We start from the raw sequence: 20,067 nt of genomic DNA, 5'->3' as shown, positions 1-20,067 counted from the left end.
CGGATCACCCGGCTCGGCATGACTCATCCCCCTGCCGTTTCGCGATGACCCGGGAACGTTGTCACCGGCCCCGGTGCCGTGACCGGCGCCCCTCACCGGATCTCCGGAACGGCATCGAGGCTCGCACCACCGAATCCCGCGAACGTGCGCGGTCACGACACCGGACAGGCCGGCGGCTACGATCGTCGGTCATGTCCGAGCCCTCCCCCCCGTCCCAGGACGGCCCGTCCACGTTCGCCGACGGGGTGCGTCTCGCGATCGGCACGCTGAGCGTGTTCCCGGTCCGTCCCGGAGTGATCGACCGCCGGGCGGGAGGGATCGCGATGACGGTGGCCCCGCTGGTGGGAGCTGTGATCGGGGCCGTCGGCGGGCTGGTGCTGGCGATCTCCCTGTGGCTGGGGACGACCCCGCTTCCGGCGTCGGTGCTGGCCGTGGCGGTCATGGCGCTGCTCACCCGGGGGCTGCACCTGGACGGGCTGGCCGACCTCGCCGACGGGCTGGGCAGCGGGAAACCAGCCGACCGGGCGCTGGAGATCATGAAGCGTTCGGACATCGGCCCCTTCGGCGTGGTGACGCTGATCCTCGTCCTGCTGGTCCAGGTGGCGGCCCTGCAGGAGGCCGTCACCTGTGCCGGTGCGGGCGCGGGGGCGCTCACCCTGGTCGCTGCCTGCGCGGCCGGACGGTTGGCCCTCACCTGGGCCTGCCGCGCGGGCATCCCCCCGGCACGCCCCGACGGCCTCGGCGCGATGGTGGCGGGCACCGTACGGCGCAGCGTCGCGCTGGCCGTGACCGCGCTGGTGCTCGCGGGAACGGGGGTGCTGGTCTATCTCCACGGCATCGGCTCCCTCGACCTGTGGTCCTTCGGCTCCCCGTCGGAGCCCTCCGGCGGATCGGGCTATGTGACCTACGTGGACATGACCCATTCCGAAGACCGCGACCTTCTTGGGGTGGGCACCCCCGGTGGAGGTCTCATCTCGGGCCTGGGGCCGTTCCTCATCCCCGTCGGTCTCCCCCTGGCCATGCTCGTGGGGCTGCTGGCGGCCTGGGCCGTACGGCGCAGGGCCGTACGGCGGCTCGGCGGCGTCACCGGCGACGTGCTCGGCGCCCTCGTAGAGATCGCCACCGCGACGACCCTGCTGGCCTGCACGATCCTCGTGAACTGACCTCTCCCGGCCCCGGCCCCGCCCCCGAGAACCTCAAGAGGTCCAAGAAGCCCAGGAAACCTTCCCCCCGGAATCTCACACGCCCCTCACGTGACGGCGACCGGGACCGGCTGCCCGACCGGCCGGTATTTGAACAGCAGGGCGGAGACCACGGCCAGCAGCGCCGAGCCGACCAGGCTCGTGATCCCCGCGACGGCGAACACCGGCGGGTCGGCCGCGTCGCCGACGAGCAGCATCAGGCCCGCCGAGGCGTTGAGCGATCCGTGCCCGACGACCGCGGGCCAGACGCTTCCCGAACGAAGGCGGAGCCAGCCGAGCAGGGCCCCGAAGGTCACGCAGAAGACGACGAACATCGGTGCCGCCCACGCCCCCAGCTCGGGGTAGTTGTATCCGCGCAGGGTCAGCGGGAAGTGCCAGAGCCCCCAGATCACCCCGGACACCAGGAGCGCCCACCGGGTGCCGAGCGGCATCAGGCGCGGCAGCAGCCAGCCTCGCCACCCCCACTCCTCGCCGAAGGCCGCGACCGAGTTGATCAGCGGGGCGACCAGGAGCATCGACACGGCCTGCACGGCCGGCAGAACTCCGGCCTCCATCGGGGGCGGCCCGCCCGGTGTGGCCGCCAGGCTCTCGCGGAACAGGCTGAACTCCCGCAGGTCGACGGAGAGCAGGCCGAGGGCGGCGCTGAGCGCGACCGCGACGACGACCAGCGCGGGGACGCCGAACCAGGCCAGCGCGACCAGCGCGAACACGCGGCCCCGGCTCCCCCCGGCCGACAGGCCCGTCCGCACGGCCCACTCACGCCCGGTGGCGGGGTCCCCGAGCCGCCTGGCGCGCAGCCGGACGGCGAGGACTCCGAGCGTCGGTGTGAACATGATCGCCAGCCCGATCGCCGTGAACATGAACGTGCCGGTCGGCGTGTCCGACAGCCAGAGGGGGAGGGCGAACAACCAGGACAGACCAAACGCGACGAGCAGGAACAACCACAGGTCAGGAGATCGACGGAGCATGACACCACCTTCGGGGGCATGGGCGCGGGAGGAACGGGAGAAGGGCCGGAACACCGCGCGGGAGACGGGAAGGAAGGAGGGAAGGGAGTGGACGGACCGGTGGGGCAGGGGTCAGCGGGCGGACGGGCCGGTGGACGCTCGGGCCACGAGGGTGTTCAGCAGGGCGGCCCCGTTCTCCGCGTCGTCGATCGAGACGGCCAGGCGGCCACCGGAGACGTAACCCAGCACGAGGCACTCCCCGCCGCGGACCATGACCGTCGCGGCGCCCGGCAGCCCCCTGACGCCCCAGCCTCCGACGCCGGCCGGGAAGCGCTCCTCCGACCAGGCGCGCTCCACCCGCTCGATCGCGATGTGCCTGCGGAGCAGGCGGAACGGCCCGAAGAAGAGCACGACGCCCTCCTCGGTGACCTGCACCCGCACCGAGCTGAAGGCCACCACCAGCAGCCCCACAAGAGGCATGATCGTCGCCGGGATCCACAACGCGCCCTCGCCTCCGATCAGGGCGAGCACGGCGAGCGCCAGGCCCACGGCCAGGAGAGAGCCGCCGAGCGCGCCGAGCGGGCCGCTGCTCACCGAGGAGACCCACACCGCGCGCTGGCCCGGACGGAGCGGGAGCCGCCGGGTGGGGACGGCGGAGGGATCGGGGCGCTCGTCGGGCCCCGGCCGGGCGGCGAGGGCGCCGAGCCAGCCGCCCAGCACCAGCCCCGCGACCGCGAGCAGCGCGCTCCACCCCAGCCCGGCGGCCCGCTCCCAGTCGGGCGCGTCGAGGTTGGCCACCAGCGTGACCACCTGCAACCCCAGGAAGAACAGGCCGACACCGCCCAGCAGGGCGCCGAGCCCCATGCGGCTCGACCTGCGCCTGAGCAGCGAGGCGCCGGTGAGCGCGGCCGACCAGGCACCGCCCGCCAGCAGCGCCCACAGGCCCGCCTGGAACAGCAGCGCCATGACGAACGGCATCGAGTTGTCGGGGGCGCCGTTCGCGCCCCAGTGGGTGGCGATCGGGTCGGGCAGCCGGTCGCGCAGTGCCAGCGGCGCGGCGATCAGCGCGGCGGTCACCAGCGCGATCCAGCCGGCGGCGATGGACAGGAATCGGGCTCGCAGCCCCATGTCGGTCACCCCTTCCAAGGACCGGGCTCCCCGCCCGGTCATGACAGTTCCCTGATGAGCTCGATGACGTCGTCGTGGCGGTAGCCGTACTGGACCGCCTCGTCGAGCAGGGCGCGCAGCTTCTCCTCGATGACGCTGCGCGGGTTGGGCCGGCTGAGGACGCTCACGCCCCGGCCCCGGCGGAACTCCAGCACCCCTTCGTCGCGCAGGTCCCGCAGGGCGCGCAGCACCGTGTTGGCGTTGATGCCCAGCGCGGCGGCCAGGTCGCGGGCCGGCGGGAGCCGGTCTCCCGGAGCGTACGAACCCTCGGCGACGGCACGTCTGATCGCCTCGGCGACCTGTTCGTGCAGCGGCCGGGGATCGTTCAGATCCAAGGTAAGCAACATAGTGCTAGCGACATTAGCACCATGACCCCGCATGGTGCTACCCCGAATAGCACCATCAAGGGTCGGCGATTCGTAGGACGAACCCTCGTTTATGCGTACCGCGCCAGCCCGACTAGCATCGGCCTACGTGACCACTGTGCGGCTTACCCCAACTGACAACGCTGTCTCGTTCGAAACCGACGCGCTGGTCGTCGGCGTCCACTCCGGACCGGACGGACCGCTTCCCGCTCCCGGGGCCGAGGGCCTCGACCAGGCGCTCGGCGGCAGGCTCGCCGCCACGCTCGCGAGCGTGGGTGCCAAGGGTAAGCCGGGCGAGATCTCCAAGATCCCCACCTTCGGCGCGCTGACCGCGCCCCTGCTGGTCGTCGTCGGCCTCGGTGACACTCCCGCCGAGGGCTACGACGCCGAGGTCCTGCGCCGCGCCGCGGGCACCGCGGTCCGCGCCCTGGCCGGCACCGGCCGGGTGGCGCTGGCCCTGCCCGCCGCGAGCGCGGAGCACGCCGGCGCCGCCGCCCTGGGCGGCCTTCTCGGCGCGTACTCCTTCACCAGGTACCGCACCGTGGGAGAGCAGAGCTCCCCGGTCGCGGAGCTGGCCGTGCTGACCGACGCCGAGGGCGCCCAGGCCGCGATCGACCGCGCCGCGACCCTGGCCGAGTCCGTCTCGCTGGTCCGCGACCTGGTCAACACCCCGCCGTCGGACCTGTGGCCGGCCCGCTTCGCCGAGATCGCCGAGCAGGTGGGCGGCGAGGCCGGCCTGTCGGTGGAGGTCCTCGACGAGAAGGCGCTCAGGGAGGGCGGCTACGGCGGCATCGTCGCCGTCGGCCAGGGGTCGGCCAACCCGCCCCGGCTGGTCCGCCTCTCCTACAGCCACCCCGAGGCCACCAGGAAGCTCGCGTACGTCGGCAAGGGCATCACCTTCGACTCCGGCGGCCTGTCGCTCAAGCCGACGGCCTCGATGGACTGGATGAAGTCGGACATGGGTGGCGCGGGCGCGGTCTTCGGCGCGCTCCTGGCGATCGCCAGGCTGGGCCTGAAGGTCAACGCGGTCGGCTACCTCTGCCTGGCCGAGAACATGCCGAGCGGCACCGCGCAGCGCCCCTCAGACGTGTTCACCAGCTTCGCGGGCAAGACCGTCGAGGTGCTCGACACCGACGCCGAGGGCCGCCTGGTCCTGATCGACGGCATCGCCCGCGCCGGGCAGGACAACCCCGACGTGATCGTCGACGTCGCCACGCTCACCGGCGCGCAGATCGTCGCGCTGGGCTGGCGGACGGCGGGCGTCATGGGCAACGACGACGACCTCCGCGCGGAGATCGTGGCGACGGCGGGCGAGCAGGGCGAGGCCGCGTGGCCCATGCCCCTGCCCGACGAGCTCCGCAAGGGGCTCGACTCCCCGGTGGCCGACATCGCCAACCTGCACCCCGAGCGTTTCGGCGGGATGCTGACGGCCGCCATCTTCCTGCGGGAATTCGTGCCGGACGGGGTTCGTTGGGCACACATCGACATGGCCGGTCCCGCCTTCAACAAGGGCGAGCCCCACGGTTACACGCCGAAGGGCGGCACCGGGGCGATCACCCGGACGCTCGTGGGCCTGGCCGAGCGCCACGCGGCCGAGCCCGCGCGGTAACCGTCGTCCGCCGCGCAAGCGGGTCACAAGCAACCCAGACAAATGAAAAGATGCGGTTGCCGGGGTCAGGCCGAGGGCGGGCACCGGCACGGCGCCGAACCGGGTCCGGTGGCGGCGTGGATGCGATCGAGGATCCGCGCGGCCGCCCAGGGCACGGCGAGGGGCGCGACCGTGGAAACGGTATTCCGATCCGACAAGGAGCTTTCCTGTGGCTGATGGCAGCGGCCCCTACGACATCGTCGTCCTAGGTGGCGGTAGCGGTGGGTATGCCTGCGCTCTGCGGGCGGCCGAGCTGGGCAAGACGGTCGCGCTGATCGAGAGGGACAAGATCGGCGGTACGTGCCTGCACCGCGGGTGCATTCCCACCAAGGCGCTTCTGCACTCCGCGGAGGTCGCCGACGAGACGCGGGAGAGCGCCACCTACGGCGTCAAGGCCCGCTTCGAGGGCATCGACGTGCCCGCGGTCCACGCGTTCAAGGACAAGATCGTCACCCGCGCCTGGAAGGGCGTGCAGGGCCTTCTCAAGAGCAAGGGCATCACGATCATCGAGGGTGAGGGCCGTCTCGCGGGCCCGAACCGGATCGCGGTGGGCTCGGAGATCTACGAGGGCCGCAACATCGTGCTGGCGACCGGCTCCGCGCCCAGGTCCCTTCCGGGGCTGGAGATCGACGGCGAGCGGGTCATCACCAGCGAGCACGCGCTCAAGCTCGACCGGGTGCCGACCTCGGTGGTCGTCCTGGGCGGCGGCGTCATCGGCGTGGAGTTCGCCAGCGTCTGGCGCTCCTTCGGCGCCGAGGTGACGATCGTCGAGGCCCTGCCGCACCTGCTGCCCCTGGAGGAGGAGTCGAGCTCCAAACTGCTGGAGCGCTCCTTCCGCCGCCGCGGCATCAAGCAGGAGCTGGGCGTCTTCTTCGAGGGCGTCAAGACCACCGACACCGGCGTGGTCGTCAGCCTGGCCAACGGCAAGACCCTCGACGCCGAGCTGCTGCTCGTCGCGGTCGGCCGCGGCGCGGTCTCCGCGGGCATGGGCTTCGAGGAGGCGGGCGTCGCGATCGAGCGCGGCACCGTCACGGTGAACGAGTTCTGCCAGACCAGCGTGCCGGGCGTGTACGCGGTCGGCGACCTCATCCCGACCCTGCAGCTCGCGCACGCGGGCTTCGCCGAGGGCATCCTGGTGGCCGAGCACATCGCCGGCCTGAACCCCGTGCCGATCGACTACGACGGCGTGCCCAGGATCACCTACTCCGACCCCGAGGTCGCCTCGGTGGGCATCACCTCCGCCCAGGCCAGGGAGCGCGGCCACGAGATCGTCGAGCTGACCTACGACCTCGCGGGCAACCCCAAGAGCCAGATCCTGCAGACGCAGGGCGCCGTCAAGATTATCGCGGCGAAGGACGGCCCGGTGCTCGGCGTGCACATGGTCGGCCGCCGCATCGGCGAGCTGGTGACCGAGGGACAGCTGATCTACAACTGGGAGGCCCTGCCCTCCGAGGTGGCGCAGCTGATCCACGCCCACCCCACCCAGTCCGAGGCCGTCGGCGAGGCGATGCTGGCCCTGGCCGGCAAGCCGCTCCACGTCCACAACTAACGCAAGCCCTCACTCGGAACGCGAGAGAAGACAACCCATGCCGAAGTCCGTACAGATGCCCCAGCTCGGTGAGAGCGTCACGGAGGGCACCGTCACCCGTTGGCTGAAGAAGGAGGGCGAGCGCGTCGAGGCCGACGAGCCGCTTCTCGAAGTCTCCACCGACAAGGTCGACACCGAGATCCCCTCCCCCGCGGCGGGCATCCTCACGAAGATCGTGGTGGCCGAGGACGAGACCGTCGAGGTCGGCGCCGAGCTCGCCGTCATCGACGAGAACGGCACCGAGGGCGCCGCCGCCCCGGCCCAGGAGAAGGCCCCCGAGCCGGAGCCGGAGCCCGAGCCCGCCCCGCAGCAGCAGGCGCAGCCGGCCTCCTCGATCCCGCAGCCCGCCCCGCAGGCTCCGGCGCAGGCCCCTCAGCAGCAGGCCCCCGCGCAGCAGGCTCCCGCCCCGCAGCAGCAGGCCCAGCCTCAGGCGCAGGCCCCGCAGACCGTCCAGTCCTCCCAGTCCGCGCCGCCGTCGCCGATCGCGGCGTCCGAGCCCGCCGCGCAGCCGTCGGGCGACAGCCCGTACGTCACCCCGCTGGTGCGCAAGCTCGCCGGTGAGCACGGCGTGGACCTCGACTCGCTGACCGGCACCGGTGTCGGCGGGCGCATCCGCAAGCAGGACGTGCTGGAGGCCGCCCGCGACCAGCGCGAGCGTGCCGCGGCCCAGCCCCAGCCCCAGGCTCAGGCCCCGCAGGCCGCCGCCCAGGCCCCGGCCCAGGCGTCCGCCCCGCAGGCCCCCGAGCCGGTCGTGGTCGACACCACGCTGCGCGGGCGCACCGAGAAGATGTCGCGGCTGCGCCAGACCATCGCCAAGCGCATGGTCGAGTCGCTGCAGGTCTCGGCCCAGCTCACCTCCGTGGTCGAGGTCGACGTCACCAAGATCGCGCGGCTGCGTGACCAGGCGAAGGCCGAGTTCCAGCGGCGCGAGGGCGTCAAGCTCACGTTCACGCCGTTCTTCGCCCTCGCCACGATCGAGGCGCTCAAGCAGCACCCGAAGCTGAACGCCACGATCAACAGCGAGACCAACGAGGTCACGTACTTCGACACCGAGCACCTCGGTTTCGCGACGGACACCGAGCGCGGCCTGCTTGTCCCGGTGATCAAGGACGCCGGCGACCTCAACATCGCCGGGCTGTCCCGTAAGATCGCCGACCTCGCCGAGCGCACCCGCACCAACAAGGTGAGCCCGGACGAGATCACCGGCGGCACGTTCACGCTGACCAACACCGGCAGCCGTGGCGCGCTGTTCGACACGCCGATCCTCAACCAGCCGCAGGTCGGCATGCTGGGCACCGGTGCCGTCGTCAAGCGCCCGGTGGTCCTGGACACCCCCGAGGGCGAGGTCATCGCGGTCCGCTCGATGATGTACCTGGCGCTCAGCTACGACCACCGCCTGGTCGACGGCGCCGACGCCGCCCGCTTCCTGACGACGATCAAGCGTCGTCTCGAGGAGGGCCGTTTCGAGAACCAGCTGGGCCTGAACGGCTAGCCGTCCGTTCTCTCCCACCGGGCCGGTCCGCGAACGTCGCGGGCCGGCCCGGCTCGTTCTCCCCCGCGCCGGCGGTGCCTCCGGGGAACCCGCGCCGGTGACGCGAATCCGCCGGGCGTCCGCTTTCCGAAGATCCGGGGGGAGGTCGATTACATTGGACGACATGAAGGTCACGATGACCGGGTCCTCGGGCCTGCTGGGATCGGCTCTGGTCAGGGCTCTGCGGGACGACGGCGCCCGGGTGGTCCGTCTGGTCCGGCGAGTGCCGCGAGGCGACGACGAGGCCTTCTGGAACCCCGCCAAGGGGGTCGTGGACCAGGCGGCGCTGGAGGGCTCGGAGGCGGTGATCCATCTCGCCGGCGCGGGCATCGGCGACCGGCGCTGGAGTGAGGGTCACAAGCGCGAGCTGGTCGACAGCCGGGTCGAGGGGACCAGGACCCTGGCGGCCGCGCTCGCCGGCCTGACGGCGAAGCCCTCGGTGCTGCTGTCCGGCTCGGCGATCGGCTTCTACGGCGACACCGGTGACGTGGCGGTGGACGAGACGGCGCCCGCGGGTGAGGGGTTCCTCGCGCGGGAGGTCGTGGTGCCCTGGGAGGCGGAGACGGCGCCCGCCGAGGAGGCGGGCATCCGGGTGGTGAGGCTCCGTACCGGCCTGGTGCTGAGCGGGCGGGGCGGCATGCTGGCGCGGATCCTCCCGATCTTCAAGGTCGGGCTGGGCGCCCCGCTGGGGTCGGGACGGCAGTACTGGTCGTGGATCTCCGTCGACGACTGGGTTCTCTCCGTCCAGCACATCCTGAAAAATCCTGAAATGTCGGGGCCGGTGAATCTGACGGCGCCCGAGCCGGTCACCAACGCCGAGTTCACCAAGGCGCTCGGAGCGGCCCTGAACCGGCCCACGATGCCGCTGCCCGTGCCGGGCTTCGTGCTGCGTACGGCCCTCGGGGAGTTCGCCGAGGAGGGGGTGCTGACCGGCCAGCGGGTGCTCCCGCGGCGCCTGCTCGACAGCGGTCACGCTTTCCGGCATACGCGTCTCGACGAGGCACTGGCCGCCGTACTCTAAGATCCCTGTTTTCGGCGTTCCGGCCGATGAGATCACTTGGGAGACAGACATGGGCAGCCCCGGGCAGTCGCACATCCTCGCGATCGGAGGCGGCTCGTTCCGCGTGTCCACGCGCCAGGGGACCATGGAGGCGAGCCCGCTGCTCAGGTACGCCCTCGACCTCACCGGCCAGGACCGGCCCCGCCTGGGCCTGCTCGCCACCGCCACCGGCGACGACTCCGACTGGCTGCTGAAGATGTACGGCGCCTTCGGCGCGTGGGACGTCGAGGTCAGTCACCTGACCGTGTTCCCGATGCCCAACGTCGAGGACCCGCGCGAGTGGATGCTCGGCCAGGACATCATCTATGTCAGCGGCGGCAGCGTGGCCAACCTGGCGGCCCTGTGGCGGCTGCACGGCCTCGACGAGATCTTCGAGGAGGCGTGGCGGGCGGGCGTGGTGCTCGCGGGCCAGAGCGCCGGGGCGCTCTGCTGGCACGTGGGCGGCAACACCGACTCCTTCGGGCCGACGCTGCGGGTGTGGTCCGAGGGCCTGGGCATGCTGCCCTACTCGTGCGGCGTCCACTACAACTCCGAGCCGCAGCGCCGTCAGCTGCTGCACGAGGCGGTGGCCTCGGGCGAGCTGCCCGAGGGCTACGCCGCCGACGAGGGCGTCGCCCTGCACTACGTGGGCACCGAGTTCATCCAGGCCGTCAGCGTGCACCCCGACGGTTACGCGTACAAGGTCGAGCACGACGGGGCGGGCGGGGCCAAGGAGTTCCGCATCGAGCCTCGGCTTCTGACGTCTTAACCACGAACGGGTCAACTACTCTTGAGGCGTGAGTGACCTGGCAATCGTCCGTCTTGGCGTTGACTTCCCCTACGAGCAGGCATGGGATCTTCAGCGGCGCATCCACGCGCGCCGGGTGGCCGAGGAGATTCCCGACACCTGCCTGATGCTCGAACACGCGCCGGTCTACACGGCGGGCAAACGCACCGCGCCGCACGAGAGGCCCTCCGACGGCACCCCCGTCGTCGAGGTCGACCGGGGCGGCCGCATCACCTGGCACGGTCCCGGCCAGCTGGTCGGCTACCCGATCGTCAGGCTCGGCGGCCCGCTCGACGTGAACGCCTACGTGAGGCTCCTGGAGGAGACCCTGGTGCACGTCTGCGCCGACTTCGGGGTCCAGGCGGGCCGGGTGGAGGGGCGCGGGGGCGTCTGGGTGGCCGGTGACCCCTCGCACGGCCTGCCCGACAGGAAGGTCGGCGCGATCGGCATCCGGGTCTCCGGTGGCGTCACGATGCACGGCTTCGCCCTCAACTGCTCCAACGACCCGAGCTGGTACAACCGGATCGTCCCGTGCGGCATCAGCGACGCCGGGGTCTCCTCGCTCTCGGCCGAGACCGGCCGCCGGATCGTGGTCGACGAGGTCCTGCCGTACGCCGAGAAGCACCTGGCGGAGGCGCTCGGCGCGCAGGCCTTCGAGCTGCCCGAGGAAGACCTGTTCCGGCGCTGACCCCGGCGACCGGCCGCCGGAGCGCGTCCCCGGCGCCGGTCCCCTCGGGAGCGCCTCCGGCGCCGTCCCCCGCACCTCCTCCGCGCGCCGTTCCGCGTGCCCTCCCATGCGCCGCCCCCCGCATCTCCCCGCGCGCCGTTCCGCGTGCCCTCCCATGCGCCGTTCCGCGTGCCCTTCCACGCGTCGTGACCCGGGTCCGGCGCAACCCGCGGCGGGACATAAGCTGGTGAGGTGAGCGAGCGTGACGATATTTACCGCACCTCGATGTGCACCACCTCGGTCCCTCGACCGACGAAGGAGCTCGCATGACCGTCGCCCCCGAGGGGCGGAAGCTCCTCCGCCTCGAGGTCCGCAACGCCGAGACCCCCATCGAGAAGAAGCCCGACTGGATCAAGACCAAGTTCAGGGCCGGCCCGAACCACACCGAGCTGCGGGCGCTGGTCAAACGTGAGGGACTGCACACCGTCTGCCAGGAGGCCGGGTGTCCCAACATCTCCGAGTGCTGGGAGGACCGCGAGGCCACCTTCCTCATCGGCGGCGACCAGTGCACCCGGCGCTGTGACTTCTGCCAGATCGACACCGGCAAGCCCAAGGAGTACGACACCGACGAGCCGCGCCGCGTGGCCGACTCGGTGCGGCAGATGGGGCTCAACTACGCGACCGTGACCGGCGTCGCCCGCGACGACCTGCCCGACGGCGGCGCGTGGCTGTACGCCGAGACCGCGCGGCAGATCCACGCCCTCCTGCCCGGCTGCGGCGTCGAGCTGCTGGTGCCCGACTTCAACGGCGACCAGGCCCAGCTGGAGGAGGTCTTCTCCTCCAGGCCCGAGGTGTTCGCGCACAACATCGAGACCGTGCCGCGGATCTTCAAGCGCATCCGGCCCGCGTTCCGCTACGACCGGTCCCTGGGAGTGATCACCAAGGCCCGCCAGGCCGGCCTGGTGACCAAGTCCAACCTCATCCTCGGCATGGGCGAGGAGCGCGAGGAGATCGTCCAGGCCATGCGCGACCTGCACGAGGCCGGGTGCGACCTGCTCACCGTGACCCAGTACCTGCGGCCCACCCCGCGCCACCACCCCGTCGAGCGCTGGGTGAAGCCGGAGGAGTTCGTGGAGCTGCAGAAGGAGGCGGAGGCCATCGGTTTCGCCGGGGTCCTGTCCGGGCCGCTGGTCCGCTCCTCCTACCGGGCGGGCCGCCTGTACAAGCAGGCGGTCGAGGCTCGCCAGCACGCCTGAGCCCGTCGCGGAAAACCGTGGAAACCGGAAGGACCCCGCCCCCGGGCGGGGTCCTTCCGGTTTCCCGCCCACGCCCCTCCTCGTCGGACCTTCGAAGCGACCGGTTCGCGGACGCGTCACAACGACCCGGCGGCCGGTGAACGCGTACGATCACGGTCCTCCGGCCGTCCCCGGTGCGGGAGCCGGCACGGGAGCCGGTGCGGGAGCCGGTGCGCGGCAGGTCACGTTTTCACTTCTTGAGCCCTGGATTTGTATCCTTCAGAACATGGCCAAGAAGCCCGAAGACTCAGAGCGCCCGGGGCGCATCAAGCAGCTCCGCATGATCGCGAAGATCATCAAAGAGGCAAACCCCAAGGGGATGCCGATCGTCTACGCCTCGGCGCTGGGCACGCTCGCGCTGTGCGTGGTGATCGGCCTGGTCACGGGCTGGTTCTGGTATCTCCTCTTCATCGGGATCATGCTGGCCCTCACCGTCGGGCTGGTGGTGTTCGGCCAGCTCGCCCAGCGGGCCCAGTACTCCATGCTGCACGGGCAGGTCGGCGCCGCCGCCGCGATCCTGCAGGGCATGCGCGGCAACTGGGAGGTCACCCCCGCCGTCGCCGTCACCCGCGACCAGGACATCGTGCACCGCGTGGTCGGCTACCCGGGCATCATCCTGGTCTCCGAGGGGCCGGGCAGCCGCGTGCAGAAGATGCTGGTCGCCGAGAAGAAGCGCGTCCAGCGGGTCGCCCTGGACGTCCCCGTCTACGACATCCAGTCCGGTGACGGCGACGGGCAGGTCCCGCTGGCCAAGCTGCAGCGGCACCTGATGAAGCTGCCCCGCAACCTCAAGAAGCCCGCCCTGTACGAGATCAACAACCGGCTGAAGGCTCTCCCCCAGACGCTGCCGATGCCCAAGGGCCCGCTGCCGCGCGGCGCGAAGATGCCGCGCCCGAAGATGCGCTGATGAGCCTCGCCGGGGTAGGCCGCCACCGGGTGGACGCCGCGGCCACCTCCCGGGCCAACCGCGGCTGGTGGGACGGCGCCGCCGACGAGTACCAATCGGAGCACGGCGAGTTCCTGCGCGACTCCGGGTTCGTCTGGGGCCCCGAGGGCCTGGACGAGGCCGACGCCCGCCTGCTGGGCGACGTCGCGGGCCGGGACGTGCTGGAGATCGGCTGCGGCGCCGGGCAGTGCGGGCGCTGGCTGGCCGGGCAGGGCGCCAGGGTGGCCGCCTTCGACCTGTCCTTCCGGCAGCTGCGGCACTCCGGCCGGATCGACCTGGAGACCGGGTCCGCGCTGCCGGTGGTCCAGGCGGACGCGGAGGCGCTGCCCTTCGCCGACCAGGCGTTCGACCTGGCCTGCTCGGCCTACGGCGCGCTGCCGTTCGTGGCCGACGCCGGGGCCGTCCTGTCCGAGGTCCACCGGGTGCTGCGTCCCGGGGGCCTGCTGGTCTTCTCGGTGAGCCACCCGGTCCGCTGGGCCTTCCCCGACGACCCGGGCCCCGCCGGGCTCACCTCCGACCGCTCCTACTTCGACCGTTCCGCGTACGTGGAGATCGGCGAGGACGGGCGGCCCTCCTATGTCGAGCACCACCGCACGATGGCCGACTGGGTCGGGCTCATCACCGCGTCGGGGCTGGTGCTGCGGGGGCTGGCCGAGCCCGAGTGGCCGCAGGGCCACGACCGCGAGTGGGGCGGCTGGAGCCCGCTGCGCGGCCGCCACCTGCCCGGCACCGCGATCTTCACCTGCGCGCGATAGACCCGGAACCCCGCCGGGCGAACCGGCGGGGCGAACCGCTCACACCGGGCGTGCCCTAGAGGTCGTCACCGGCGTTCAGGACGAGCCCGCCGAGGGTCTCGAAGGTGCTGAAATCCCCGGCGACGAGGTTCTTGGTCACGGCGACCGCGATCCCGGTGGCCGTGTCGGCGTACGCGGCCGACCCGCCGCTGCCCGCCATGCCGAACAGGGTGAGGCTGTCGAGAGGCCCGGTGGCGCCGAGGGCGTACCCGAGGGACCTGGTGGCCGGGGAGGCGGTGACCTCGTCCGTCCCGCCGAACTCCACCGCGGTGATCTCGCGGAGCCGTTCCGGGGAGACGAGCCGGACGCCGTCCACCTCGCCCAGCAGGGCGGCGTACATGCGGGCCACGGCGCGGGCGGACATGGTGCCGCCCGCGGGGATGTCCGAGGTCAGCACGTCGGCGCGGTTGCCGAAGGCGGCGTCGGGCATCGCCGCCATCGGCGCCGCCGTGTAGCCGTCCACGACCCTGAAGAACGGGACGTCCGCGAACATCGTCTCCATCGACATCCCCTCGGGCATCTCGAAGGCGCTCGGCGCGTCCTCCAGGCGGGCCAGTCCGCCCAGCTCGGACTCGGGGACGCCGAAGAACAGCTCGTCCGCCACCCCCAGCGGCCCGGCGACCTCCTCCCGCAGGATCCGGGAGATCGGCGCGCCGGTGGCCCGGCGGACGATCTCGCCGACGACGTAGCCGAACGACTGGGGGTGGTAGCCGCTCCTGGTGCCCGGCTCCCACCAGGGCGTGGCCCCGGCGATCGCCGCGCACATCCCCTCCCAGTCGCACAGGTCCTCCGGCGTGGTGTCCACCGGTACGCCGGGCACGCCGGCCGAGTGGGTCAGGGCGTGCCGCACGGTCGCGCGCTCCTTGCCGTGGGCGCCGAACTCCGGCCACAGCTCGGCGATCGGCGTGTCGTAGCCGAAGACGCCCCGCTCCACGAGCACGTGCGCCACGGTCGAGGTGACGCCCTTGCCGGTCGAGGCGCTCCAGAAGGGCGTGTCCGGCGTGACGAGGCGCCCGGTGGCCGGATCGGCGACGCCCGCGACGACGTCGACCACCAGCTCGCCGTGCCGGTACGCGGCGACCTGCAGGCCCCGCTCGGCGCCGGACTCCACGAGCCTGTCGGCCGCCTCCTGGACCCGCTTCTGCGTATCGTTCATGGTCTTTCCCCTTGTAGTTAAGGCGTGTGACCCGTACGACGGCGGGGAGCCGGAAAAGGAATCGGTCCGGGGAGGGGACCCGTCACAGCGTCCGGGGAAGGTCGAAGGCCGGGAAGACGTCGGCGCCGTAGGTGGTGATCTGGGTGATCAGCCCGTCCTCGACCCGCAGGACGCCGAACCACGAGGCGTGGTACCCGGACTCGCCGGGACGCCTGAGGTACGCCGCCGCCGCGGGCTGCCGGTTGGCGCGGGCGGGCAGGACACGCCAGTCGCCCCACGCCTCGGGACCGACCATGGCCGGGCGCCACGCGTCGACGATCGCCGGACCTCCCAGGATCCACATCGGCGCCGGGGGCATCGACTGCCAGGCGTCCGCGCGCAGTATCCCGGCCAGGACGGCGGGGTCGGCCTGCTCGACGGCGTCGATGTAGCGCCGCAGCACCGCGCGTTCCTCACCGGTCGGGTCCGAGGAGGGCGCCCACTCCAGCCGTCGCGCGGGCAGGTTCTCCCGCATCGTCGACCGTGCCCGCTGCAGGGTGCTCTTGATCGAGACGACGCTCACCTCCAGCAGCGCGGCCGCCTCCTGCGCCGGCCAGCCGAGCACGTCGCGCAGGATCAGCACCACCCGCTGCCGGGGAGGCAGGTGCTGGATGGCGGCCATGAACGCCAGCTCGATCGTCTCCTTGGCGACCACGGCGGCGTCCGGCTCGGCCCCGCCGGGCGCGGCCGGGTCCAGGAGGCGGTCCGGGTAGGGACGCAGCCAGAAGACCTCGGCCGGCGACGGCGACGCCACCCCGGGGGTGGCCAGCACCGGCGCCTCGCGCGGGCGCGGGCCGCGCGGGTGGCGGTCGAGGAGGTCCAGGCACGCGTTGGTCGCGATCCGGTACAGCCAGGCCCTGAACGTCGAGCGCCCCTGGAAGCTCTCCCGCTTGCGCCAGGCGCGCAGGAACGTCTCCTGCACCATGTCCTCCGACTCCTCGAACGAGCCGAGCATCCGGTAGCAGTGCACCCGCAGCTCCCGCCGGTATCCCTCCACGAGCGCGCCGAACGCGGGCTCGTCACCCGCCAGCGCCGCGGCCAGGAGCTCGCCGTCCTCCACCGCTTCCCGGCCCGCCCCGCCCATGGTCACGACCTCACACCTCCCGTACGGCGTCCCGCCCGGCGCGGGCGCCCCCGATATGACGGCCACCGGCCGGAAAAGGAATCGCCGCGGACGCCGGTTCCCTCACCGTTCCCTCACCTCCAGAACCGCGAAGTCCGGCACGAGCCCGGAGACGGGCGGATCCCGGGAAGGGGTGAGAGCGGGAAACGGGGCGCGGGCCGGCTCAGAGGCGTACGACCACGGTGTTCGCCGCGCGGTCGTGCAGGCCGCGCTGGTCGCGGTCCCAGACGAGGGCGGGTACGGCCAGGCAGAGCAGGAAGGTCCGTACCAGCACGGAGACGAGGCCGGGGGCGCCGCCGCCGAGCGCGGCGACCCGGACGCCGAGCAGGCGCATCCCGAAGGTCATCCCCATGGTGCCCACCAGCAGGAGGTATTCGACGGCGAGGATCAGGACCGGCACCCAGGGCATGTCGGCGGGGTCGACCCGCAGGAGTCCCTGGGTGATCGCCCAGGTGCAGATGAGCCAGTCGATCATGATTGCGCCGATCCTGCGGCCGAACCCGGCCACCGAGCCGCTGCCCTCGCTGGGCAGCCCGAGCCGCTCCCCCGGGTAGCCGAGATCGACCCCGGCGGACCTGACGCCGCCGAGCCAGGTCTGGGTCCAGCGTGGCTGCTTGCTGCTCATGCTCCAACGGTAGCCGTCCGGGCCGCCGCCCTCGCATCCGCCCGGACCGGCCACCGCTCCCGCCGAGGGGCCTCGCCCGCCTCAAGGATCTCCTCTTTCCCATCGGATGCTGCCGCCACATGACGTTGAAAGAGGTGAAACTCGGGCAAAAGACAACTTTCTATACCTGTTCAGAACGGACTTGAGGACTACCGTGGAGGCGACGTTCGCTTAACACGGGTGAAACAAACGAGACACGGGACGGTAACGGCGCAGGCTTACTTTCGGTCTGTTAGCCCGTCCCATGGGAGGTTCGCGTGTTCAACTCCGCCGACGACGTCCTGAAGTTCATCAAGGACGAAGGGGTGCAGTTCGTTGACGTCAGGTTCACCGACCTGCCGGGGACGACGCACCACTTCACGTTCCCCTCGGAGAACTTCGGAGCCGGCGTCTTCACCGACGGCCTCATGTTCGACGGCTCGTCGATCCGCGGGTTCCAGGCCATTCACGAGTCGGACATGCTGCTGCTGCCCGACCCGTCCACGGCCGTGCTCGACCCGTTCCGGCAGCACAAGACGCTCAACATCAACTTCTTCGTGCACGACCCGCTGACGGGCGAGGCCTACAGCCGCGACCCGCGCAACGTCGCCCGCAAGGCGGAGGAGTATCTCAAGGGCACCGGCATCGCCGACACGGTCTACTTCGGCCCCGAGGCCGAGTTCTACATCTTCGACGACGTCCGGTTCGAGACCAACGCCCATTCGAGCTACTACCACATCGACTCGATCGAGGGCGCCTGGAACAGCGGCAAGGCCCAGGACGGCGGCAACCTCGGCTACAAGCCGCGCTTCAAGGGCGGCTACTTCCCGGTCCCGCCGATGGACCACTTCACCGACCTGCGCTCGGAGATGGTCCGCAAGCTCATCGACGCCGGGATCGACGTCGAGATGCAGCACCACGAGGTGGGCACGGCCGGCCAGGCCGAGATCGACTTCCGGTTCAACACGCTGCTCAAGTCCGCCGACACCCTGATGCTGTACAAGTACATCGTCAAGAGCACGGCCCTGGAGCACGGCCACACGGTCACCTTCATGCCCAAGCCGATCTTCGGTGACAACGGTTCCGGCATGCACTGCCACCAGTCGCTCTGGAAGGACGGCGAGCCGCTCTTCTACGACGAGGTCGGCTACGCGGGCCTGTCCGACACCGCCCGCTACTACATCGGCGGCCTGCTCAAGCACGCCCCGTCGCTGCTGGCGTTCACCAACCCGACGGTCAACTCCTACCACCGTCTGGTGCCCGGCTACGAGGCCCCGGTCAACCTGGTCTACTCCCAGCGCAACCGCTCGGCGTGCATCCGCATCCCGATCACGGGCTCCAACCCGAAGGCCAAGCGCATCGAGTTCCGGGTTCCCGACCCCTCCTGCAACCCCTACTTCGCCTTCGCCGCCCAGCTCATGGCGGGCATCGACGGCATCCGCAACAAGATCGAGCCGGTCGAGCCGGTCGACAAGGACCTCTACGAGCTTCCCCCCGAGGAGGCCCGCAACATCCCGCAGGTCCCGGGCTCGCTGTCGGACGTGCTCGCGGCCCTGGAGGCCGACCACGAGTACCTGCTGGAGGGCGGCGTGTTCACGCCGGACCTGATCGAGACCTGGATCGCCTACAAGCGCGAGAACGAGATCGACCCGATCCGCCTGCGCCCGCACCCCCACGAGTTCGAGCTCTACTACGACGTCTGAGTTATCAAGCTTCTGACCTGGGGAAACCCTGACGGTTGACCCGTCAGGGCACATCCAGGGCACTCAGGCATCCCGCGAAAGGCCGTCGGTCGTCCCTCCGTCGAGGGCACGCTCGACGGCCTTTCGCATGCGCTCCTCCCCCGACGGCATGAAGTGCGTGCAGGTCCGCAGCGTGAACTCGGGATACATCAGAGCCTCCATCAGTGCCGGACGGGTTCAAGCTCGGCACAGTCGAGCAGGTCCGCGCCTGGCAGCGGCATCTGCAGACCGCACCAGCCTCCACGCTGCCGGCCGCGGCCGACGACCCCGAGGCCGGGCCGGGCGTGCGGATCGCCGCCCTCACCCTGGCCTCCCAGGCGCGGGCCGAGTTGGAAGCGATGCTCTCCCGCCACAACCACGCCGAATTCGCACTGATCACCGGGCTGCGAACTGAGGGCACGGCGTGGGCCCAGATCGGCCGGGCACTGGGCACCACCCGCCAGGGCGCCGCTCAACGCGCCGGCCGCCTCACCACCCGCGTCAATGGAACGTCGACAGAGCGCTAAGCGCCGATTGACCTCGGGCGGCCGTGCTCAGAGCGCAGTGCCGCCCGAAGCGTCGATGACCTGGCCGGTCACCCAGCGCCCCTCGTTGGAGGCGAGGAAGGCGATGATGCTTGCCACGTCCTCCGACTCGCCGAGCCGGCCGAGGGCGACGCGGGCCACCTGTTGCGCCGCGAGTTCCTCGTTGTCCCGCAGGTATTGGCTGTTCCTGGTCATGATGACGCCGGGTGATACCGAGTTGACGGTGATCCCGCGCGGGCCGAGGTCCAACGCCAGATCAAGGGTGAACGTGTTCAGCGCCGCTTTGCTGACGCCGTAGGCAAGCAGTTCCGGGCTGGCGACGGTGGCGGCGAGGCTGGAAATGTTGATGATCCGGCCGCCGTCGCGCAGTCGTGGCAACGCGAGCTTCGTGATGAAGAACGGCGCCTTCACATTCACCGCGATCACCTGGTCGAACTCCTCCTCGGAGAGATCGGCCAGCCGGGCGAAGCTGCCCTTGGCGGCGTTGTGGACGAGGATGTCGAGCTTCCCGTCGGGCACGTACTCCTTGCCGGCCTCGTCGAACGCGTCCCAGAAGCGAGCCGCGTCACCGTGAGTGCCCAGCTCCGTGTGCACGGCGAAGGCGCGCCCGCCGTCCTTGCGGATGCGCTCCACCGTGTCACGGGCCGCCGGCTCGTCGTGGCCGTAGCCGAGCCCGACGATCGCCCCGTCGCGGGCGAACCGTTCGACGGTCGCCCGGCCGATGCCATGACTGCCGCCGGTGACGAGGGCGACTTTGTCCCGCAGTGCTCCTGGCATGACTGCTCCTTTGTTGAATGATCGCTCAAGATAGAAGGTACACCCTTCTTGAGCGATCGACCAAAAAGTCGCCGGGCCGCTTTTGAG

The 20,067-nt window shown here is 71.4% G+C and carries 20 protein-coding genes; 12 read left to right on the top strand and 8 right to left on the bottom strand.

Features of this window, described 5'->3' with window-relative positions:
• The first annotated feature begins 191 nt into the window (after positions 1–191).
• On the top strand, positions 192–1,163 hold the full coding sequence (locus ACFYWM_RS15230; RefSeq protein ID WP_389914332.1) for an adenosylcobinamide-GDP ribazoletransferase: 972 nt from the start codon (positions 192–194) through the stop codon (positions 1,161–1,163).
• A gap of 86 nt (positions 1,164–1,249) precedes the next feature.
• On the opposite strand, the gene ACFYWM_RS15225 is transcribed toward ACFYWM_RS15230, so the two are convergent.
• The 3 genes from ACFYWM_RS15225 to ACFYWM_RS15215 form a co-directional block, all read right to left on the bottom strand.
• Positions 1,250–2,170, bottom strand: a complete 921-nt coding sequence (locus tag ACFYWM_RS15225) for a CPBP family intramembrane glutamic endopeptidase (RefSeq protein ID WP_389914329.1) — start codon at positions 2,168–2,170, stop codon at positions 1,250–1,252.
• Between the two features lie 111 nt (positions 2,171–2,281).
• Complete coding sequence (locus ACFYWM_RS15220) at positions 2,282–3,277, bottom strand: DUF1648 domain-containing protein (protein WP_389914326.1); 996 nt, start codon at positions 3,275–3,277, stop codon at positions 2,282–2,284.
• A gap of 38 nt (positions 3,278–3,315) precedes the next feature.
• Positions 3,316–3,651, bottom strand: a complete 336-nt coding sequence (locus ACFYWM_RS15215) for a GntR family transcriptional regulator (protein ID WP_329092738.1) — start codon at positions 3,649–3,651, stop codon at positions 3,316–3,318.
• 139 nt (positions 3,652–3,790) lie between these two features.
• Between ACFYWM_RS15215 and ACFYWM_RS15210 the strand changes: the two genes are divergently transcribed.
• From ACFYWM_RS15210 to ACFYWM_RS15170, 9 genes are all read left to right on the top strand, one after another.
• A complete protein-coding gene (locus ACFYWM_RS15210) occupies positions 3,791–5,290 on the top strand; it encodes a leucyl aminopeptidase (RefSeq protein WP_389914322.1) in 1,500 nt (499 codons plus the stop codon).
• Between the two features lie 208 nt (positions 5,291–5,498).
• On the top strand, positions 5,499–6,878 hold the full coding sequence (lpdA, locus tag ACFYWM_RS15205; protein WP_389914319.1) for a dihydrolipoyl dehydrogenase: 1,380 nt from the start codon (positions 5,499–5,501) through the stop codon (positions 6,876–6,878).
• A gap of 37 nt (positions 6,879–6,915) precedes the next feature.
• The gene (gene sucB / locus ACFYWM_RS15200; RefSeq protein ID WP_389914317.1) at positions 6,916–8,409 is read left to right on the top strand and encodes a 2-oxoglutarate dehydrogenase, E2 component, dihydrolipoamide succinyltransferase; all 1,494 of its coding nucleotides are present in this window, start codon (positions 6,916–6,918) and stop codon (positions 8,407–8,409) included.
• A gap of 163 nt (positions 8,410–8,572) precedes the next feature.
• Positions 8,573–9,469 carry a TIGR01777 family oxidoreductase gene (locus tag ACFYWM_RS15195; protein ID WP_389914314.1) on the top strand — a complete coding sequence of 299 codons (897 nt, stop codon included), beginning with the start codon at positions 8,573–8,575 and terminating at the stop codon, positions 9,467–9,469.
• Between the two features lie 49 nt (positions 9,470–9,518).
• Positions 9,519–10,256 (top strand): Type 1 glutamine amidotransferase-like domain-containing protein, encoded by a 738-nt coding sequence (locus ACFYWM_RS15190; RefSeq protein ID WP_389914311.1) that lies wholly within the window; start codon positions 9,519–9,521, stop codon positions 10,254–10,256.
• Between the two features lie 28 nt (positions 10,257–10,284).
• Positions 10,285–10,962 carry a lipoyl(octanoyl) transferase LipB gene (lipB, locus tag ACFYWM_RS15185; protein WP_389914308.1) on the top strand — a complete coding sequence of 226 codons (678 nt, stop codon included), beginning with the start codon at positions 10,285–10,287 and terminating at the stop codon, positions 10,960–10,962.
• 305 nt (positions 10,963–11,267) lie between these two features.
• Positions 11,268–12,197 carry a lipoyl synthase gene (gene lipA, locus ACFYWM_RS15180; RefSeq protein WP_350970770.1) on the top strand — a complete coding sequence of 310 codons (930 nt, stop codon included), beginning with the start codon at positions 11,268–11,270 and terminating at the stop codon, positions 12,195–12,197.
• A gap of 265 nt (positions 12,198–12,462) precedes the next feature.
• Positions 12,463–13,143: a DUF4191 domain-containing protein gene (locus ACFYWM_RS15175; RefSeq protein WP_350947439.1), complete on the top strand. Its 681-nt coding sequence runs from the start codon at positions 12,463–12,465 to the stop codon at positions 13,141–13,143.
• A complete protein-coding gene (locus ACFYWM_RS15170) occupies positions 13,143–13,937 on the top strand; it encodes a class I SAM-dependent methyltransferase (RefSeq protein WP_389914304.1) in 795 nt (264 codons plus the stop codon). The genes ACFYWM_RS15175 and ACFYWM_RS15170 overlap by 1 nt, the downstream gene beginning before the upstream one ends.
• Positions 13,938–13,992: 55 nt before the next feature.
• On the opposite strand, the gene ACFYWM_RS15165 is transcribed toward ACFYWM_RS15170, so the two are convergent.
• The 3 genes from ACFYWM_RS15165 to ACFYWM_RS15155 form a co-directional block, all read right to left on the bottom strand.
• Positions 13,993–15,132, bottom strand: coding sequence for a serine hydrolase domain-containing protein (locus tag ACFYWM_RS15165; RefSeq protein ID WP_389914301.1), 1,140 nt, complete (start codon positions 15,130–15,132; stop codon positions 13,993–13,995).
• Positions 15,133–15,214: 82 nt separating this feature from the next.
• Positions 15,215–16,255 carry an RNA polymerase subunit sigma-70 gene (locus ACFYWM_RS15160; RefSeq protein WP_389914453.1) on the bottom strand — a complete coding sequence of 347 codons (1,041 nt, stop codon included), beginning with the start codon at positions 16,253–16,255 and terminating at the stop codon, positions 15,215–15,217.
• A 202-nt stretch (positions 16,256–16,457) separates the two neighbouring features.
• Positions 16,458–16,919 (bottom strand): RDD family protein, encoded by a 462-nt coding sequence (locus ACFYWM_RS15155; RefSeq protein WP_389914298.1) that lies wholly within the window; start codon positions 16,917–16,919, stop codon positions 16,458–16,460.
• A 296-nt stretch (positions 16,920–17,215) separates the two neighbouring features.
• Between ACFYWM_RS15155 and glnA the strand changes: the two genes are divergently transcribed.
• Positions 17,216–18,640 (top strand): type I glutamate--ammonia ligase, encoded by a 1,425-nt coding sequence (gene glnA, locus ACFYWM_RS15150; protein ID WP_362676736.1) that lies wholly within the window; start codon positions 17,216–17,218, stop codon positions 18,638–18,640.
• A 63-nt stretch (positions 18,641–18,703) separates the two neighbouring features.
• Here the strand turns inward: glnA and ACFYWM_RS15145 are convergent, their stop codons facing one another.
• Positions 18,704–18,829, bottom strand: a complete 126-nt coding sequence (locus tag ACFYWM_RS15145) for a hypothetical protein (protein WP_389914293.1) — start codon at positions 18,827–18,829, stop codon at positions 18,704–18,706.
• 14 nt (positions 18,830–18,843) lie between these two features.
• Between ACFYWM_RS15145 and ACFYWM_RS15140 the strand changes: the two genes are divergently transcribed.
• Positions 18,844–19,185, top strand: a complete 342-nt coding sequence (locus ACFYWM_RS15140; RefSeq protein WP_389914291.1) for a hypothetical protein — start codon at positions 18,844–18,846, stop codon at positions 19,183–19,185.
• A 27-nt stretch (positions 19,186–19,212) separates the two neighbouring features.
• Here the strand turns inward: ACFYWM_RS15140 and ACFYWM_RS15135 are convergent, their stop codons facing one another.
• Complete coding sequence (locus tag ACFYWM_RS15135; RefSeq protein WP_389914288.1) at positions 19,213–19,980, bottom strand: SDR family NAD(P)-dependent oxidoreductase; 768 nt, start codon at positions 19,978–19,980, stop codon at positions 19,213–19,215.
• Positions 19,981–20,067: the final 87 nt, after the last annotated feature.

This window comes from Streptosporangium sp. NPDC002721 (assembly GCF_042888905.1).
Taxonomy (GTDB): Bacteria; Actinomycetota; Actinomycetes; order Streptosporangiales; family Streptosporangiaceae; genus Streptosporangium.
The sequence above is the reverse complement of the archived record's forward strand: the minus strand, read 5'-3'. Positions and strand labels throughout refer to the sequence as shown.

What these genes read in the sequence shown, in the direction of transcription:
- ACFYWM_RS15230 (WP_389914332.1), top strand. Translation starts at nt 192, where the DNA reads ATGTCCGAGCCCTCCCCCCCGTCCCAGGACGGCCCGTCCACGTTCGCC.
- ACFYWM_RS15225 (WP_389914329.1), bottom strand. Translation starts at nt 2,170, where the DNA reads ATGCTCCGTCGATCTCCTGACCTGTGGTTGTTCCTGCTCGTCGCGTTT.
- ACFYWM_RS15220 (WP_389914326.1), bottom strand. Translation starts at nt 3,277, where the DNA reads ATGGGGCTGCGAGCCCGATTCCTGTCCATCGCCGCCGGCTGGATCGCG.
- sucB (WP_389914317.1), top strand. Translation starts at nt 6,916, where the DNA reads ATGCCGAAGTCCGTACAGATGCCCCAGCTCGGTGAGAGCGTCACGGAG.
- ACFYWM_RS15195 (WP_389914314.1), top strand. Translation starts at nt 8,573, where the DNA reads ATGAAGGTCACGATGACCGGGTCCTCGGGCCTGCTGGGATCGGCTCTG.
- ACFYWM_RS15190 (WP_389914311.1), top strand. Translation starts at nt 9,519, where the DNA reads ATGGGCAGCCCCGGGCAGTCGCACATCCTCGCGATCGGAGGCGGCTCG.
- lipA (WP_350970770.1), top strand. Translation starts at nt 11,268, where the DNA reads ATGACCGTCGCCCCCGAGGGGCGGAAGCTCCTCCGCCTCGAGGTCCGC.
- ACFYWM_RS15175 (WP_350947439.1), top strand. Translation starts at nt 12,463, where the DNA reads ATGGCCAAGAAGCCCGAAGACTCAGAGCGCCCGGGGCGCATCAAGCAG.
- ACFYWM_RS15170 (WP_389914304.1), top strand. Translation starts at nt 13,143, where the DNA reads ATGAGCCTCGCCGGGGTAGGCCGCCACCGGGTGGACGCCGCGGCCACC.
- ACFYWM_RS15165 (WP_389914301.1), bottom strand. Translation starts at nt 15,132, where the DNA reads ATGAACGATACGCAGAAGCGGGTCCAGGAGGCGGCCGACAGGCTCGTG.
- ACFYWM_RS15160 (WP_389914453.1), bottom strand. Translation starts at nt 16,255, where the DNA reads ATGGGCGGGGCGGGCCGGGAAGCGGTGGAGGACGGCGAGCTCCTGGCC.
- ACFYWM_RS15155 (WP_389914298.1), bottom strand. Translation starts at nt 16,919, where the DNA reads ATGAGCAGCAAGCAGCCACGCTGGACCCAGACCTGGCTCGGCGGCGTC.
- ACFYWM_RS15145 (WP_389914293.1), bottom strand. Translation starts at nt 18,829, where the DNA reads ATGTATCCCGAGTTCACGCTGCGGACCTGCACGCACTTCATGCCGTCG.
- ACFYWM_RS15135 (WP_389914288.1), bottom strand. Translation starts at nt 19,980, where the DNA reads ATGCCAGGAGCACTGCGGGACAAAGTCGCCCTCGTCACCGGCGGCAGT.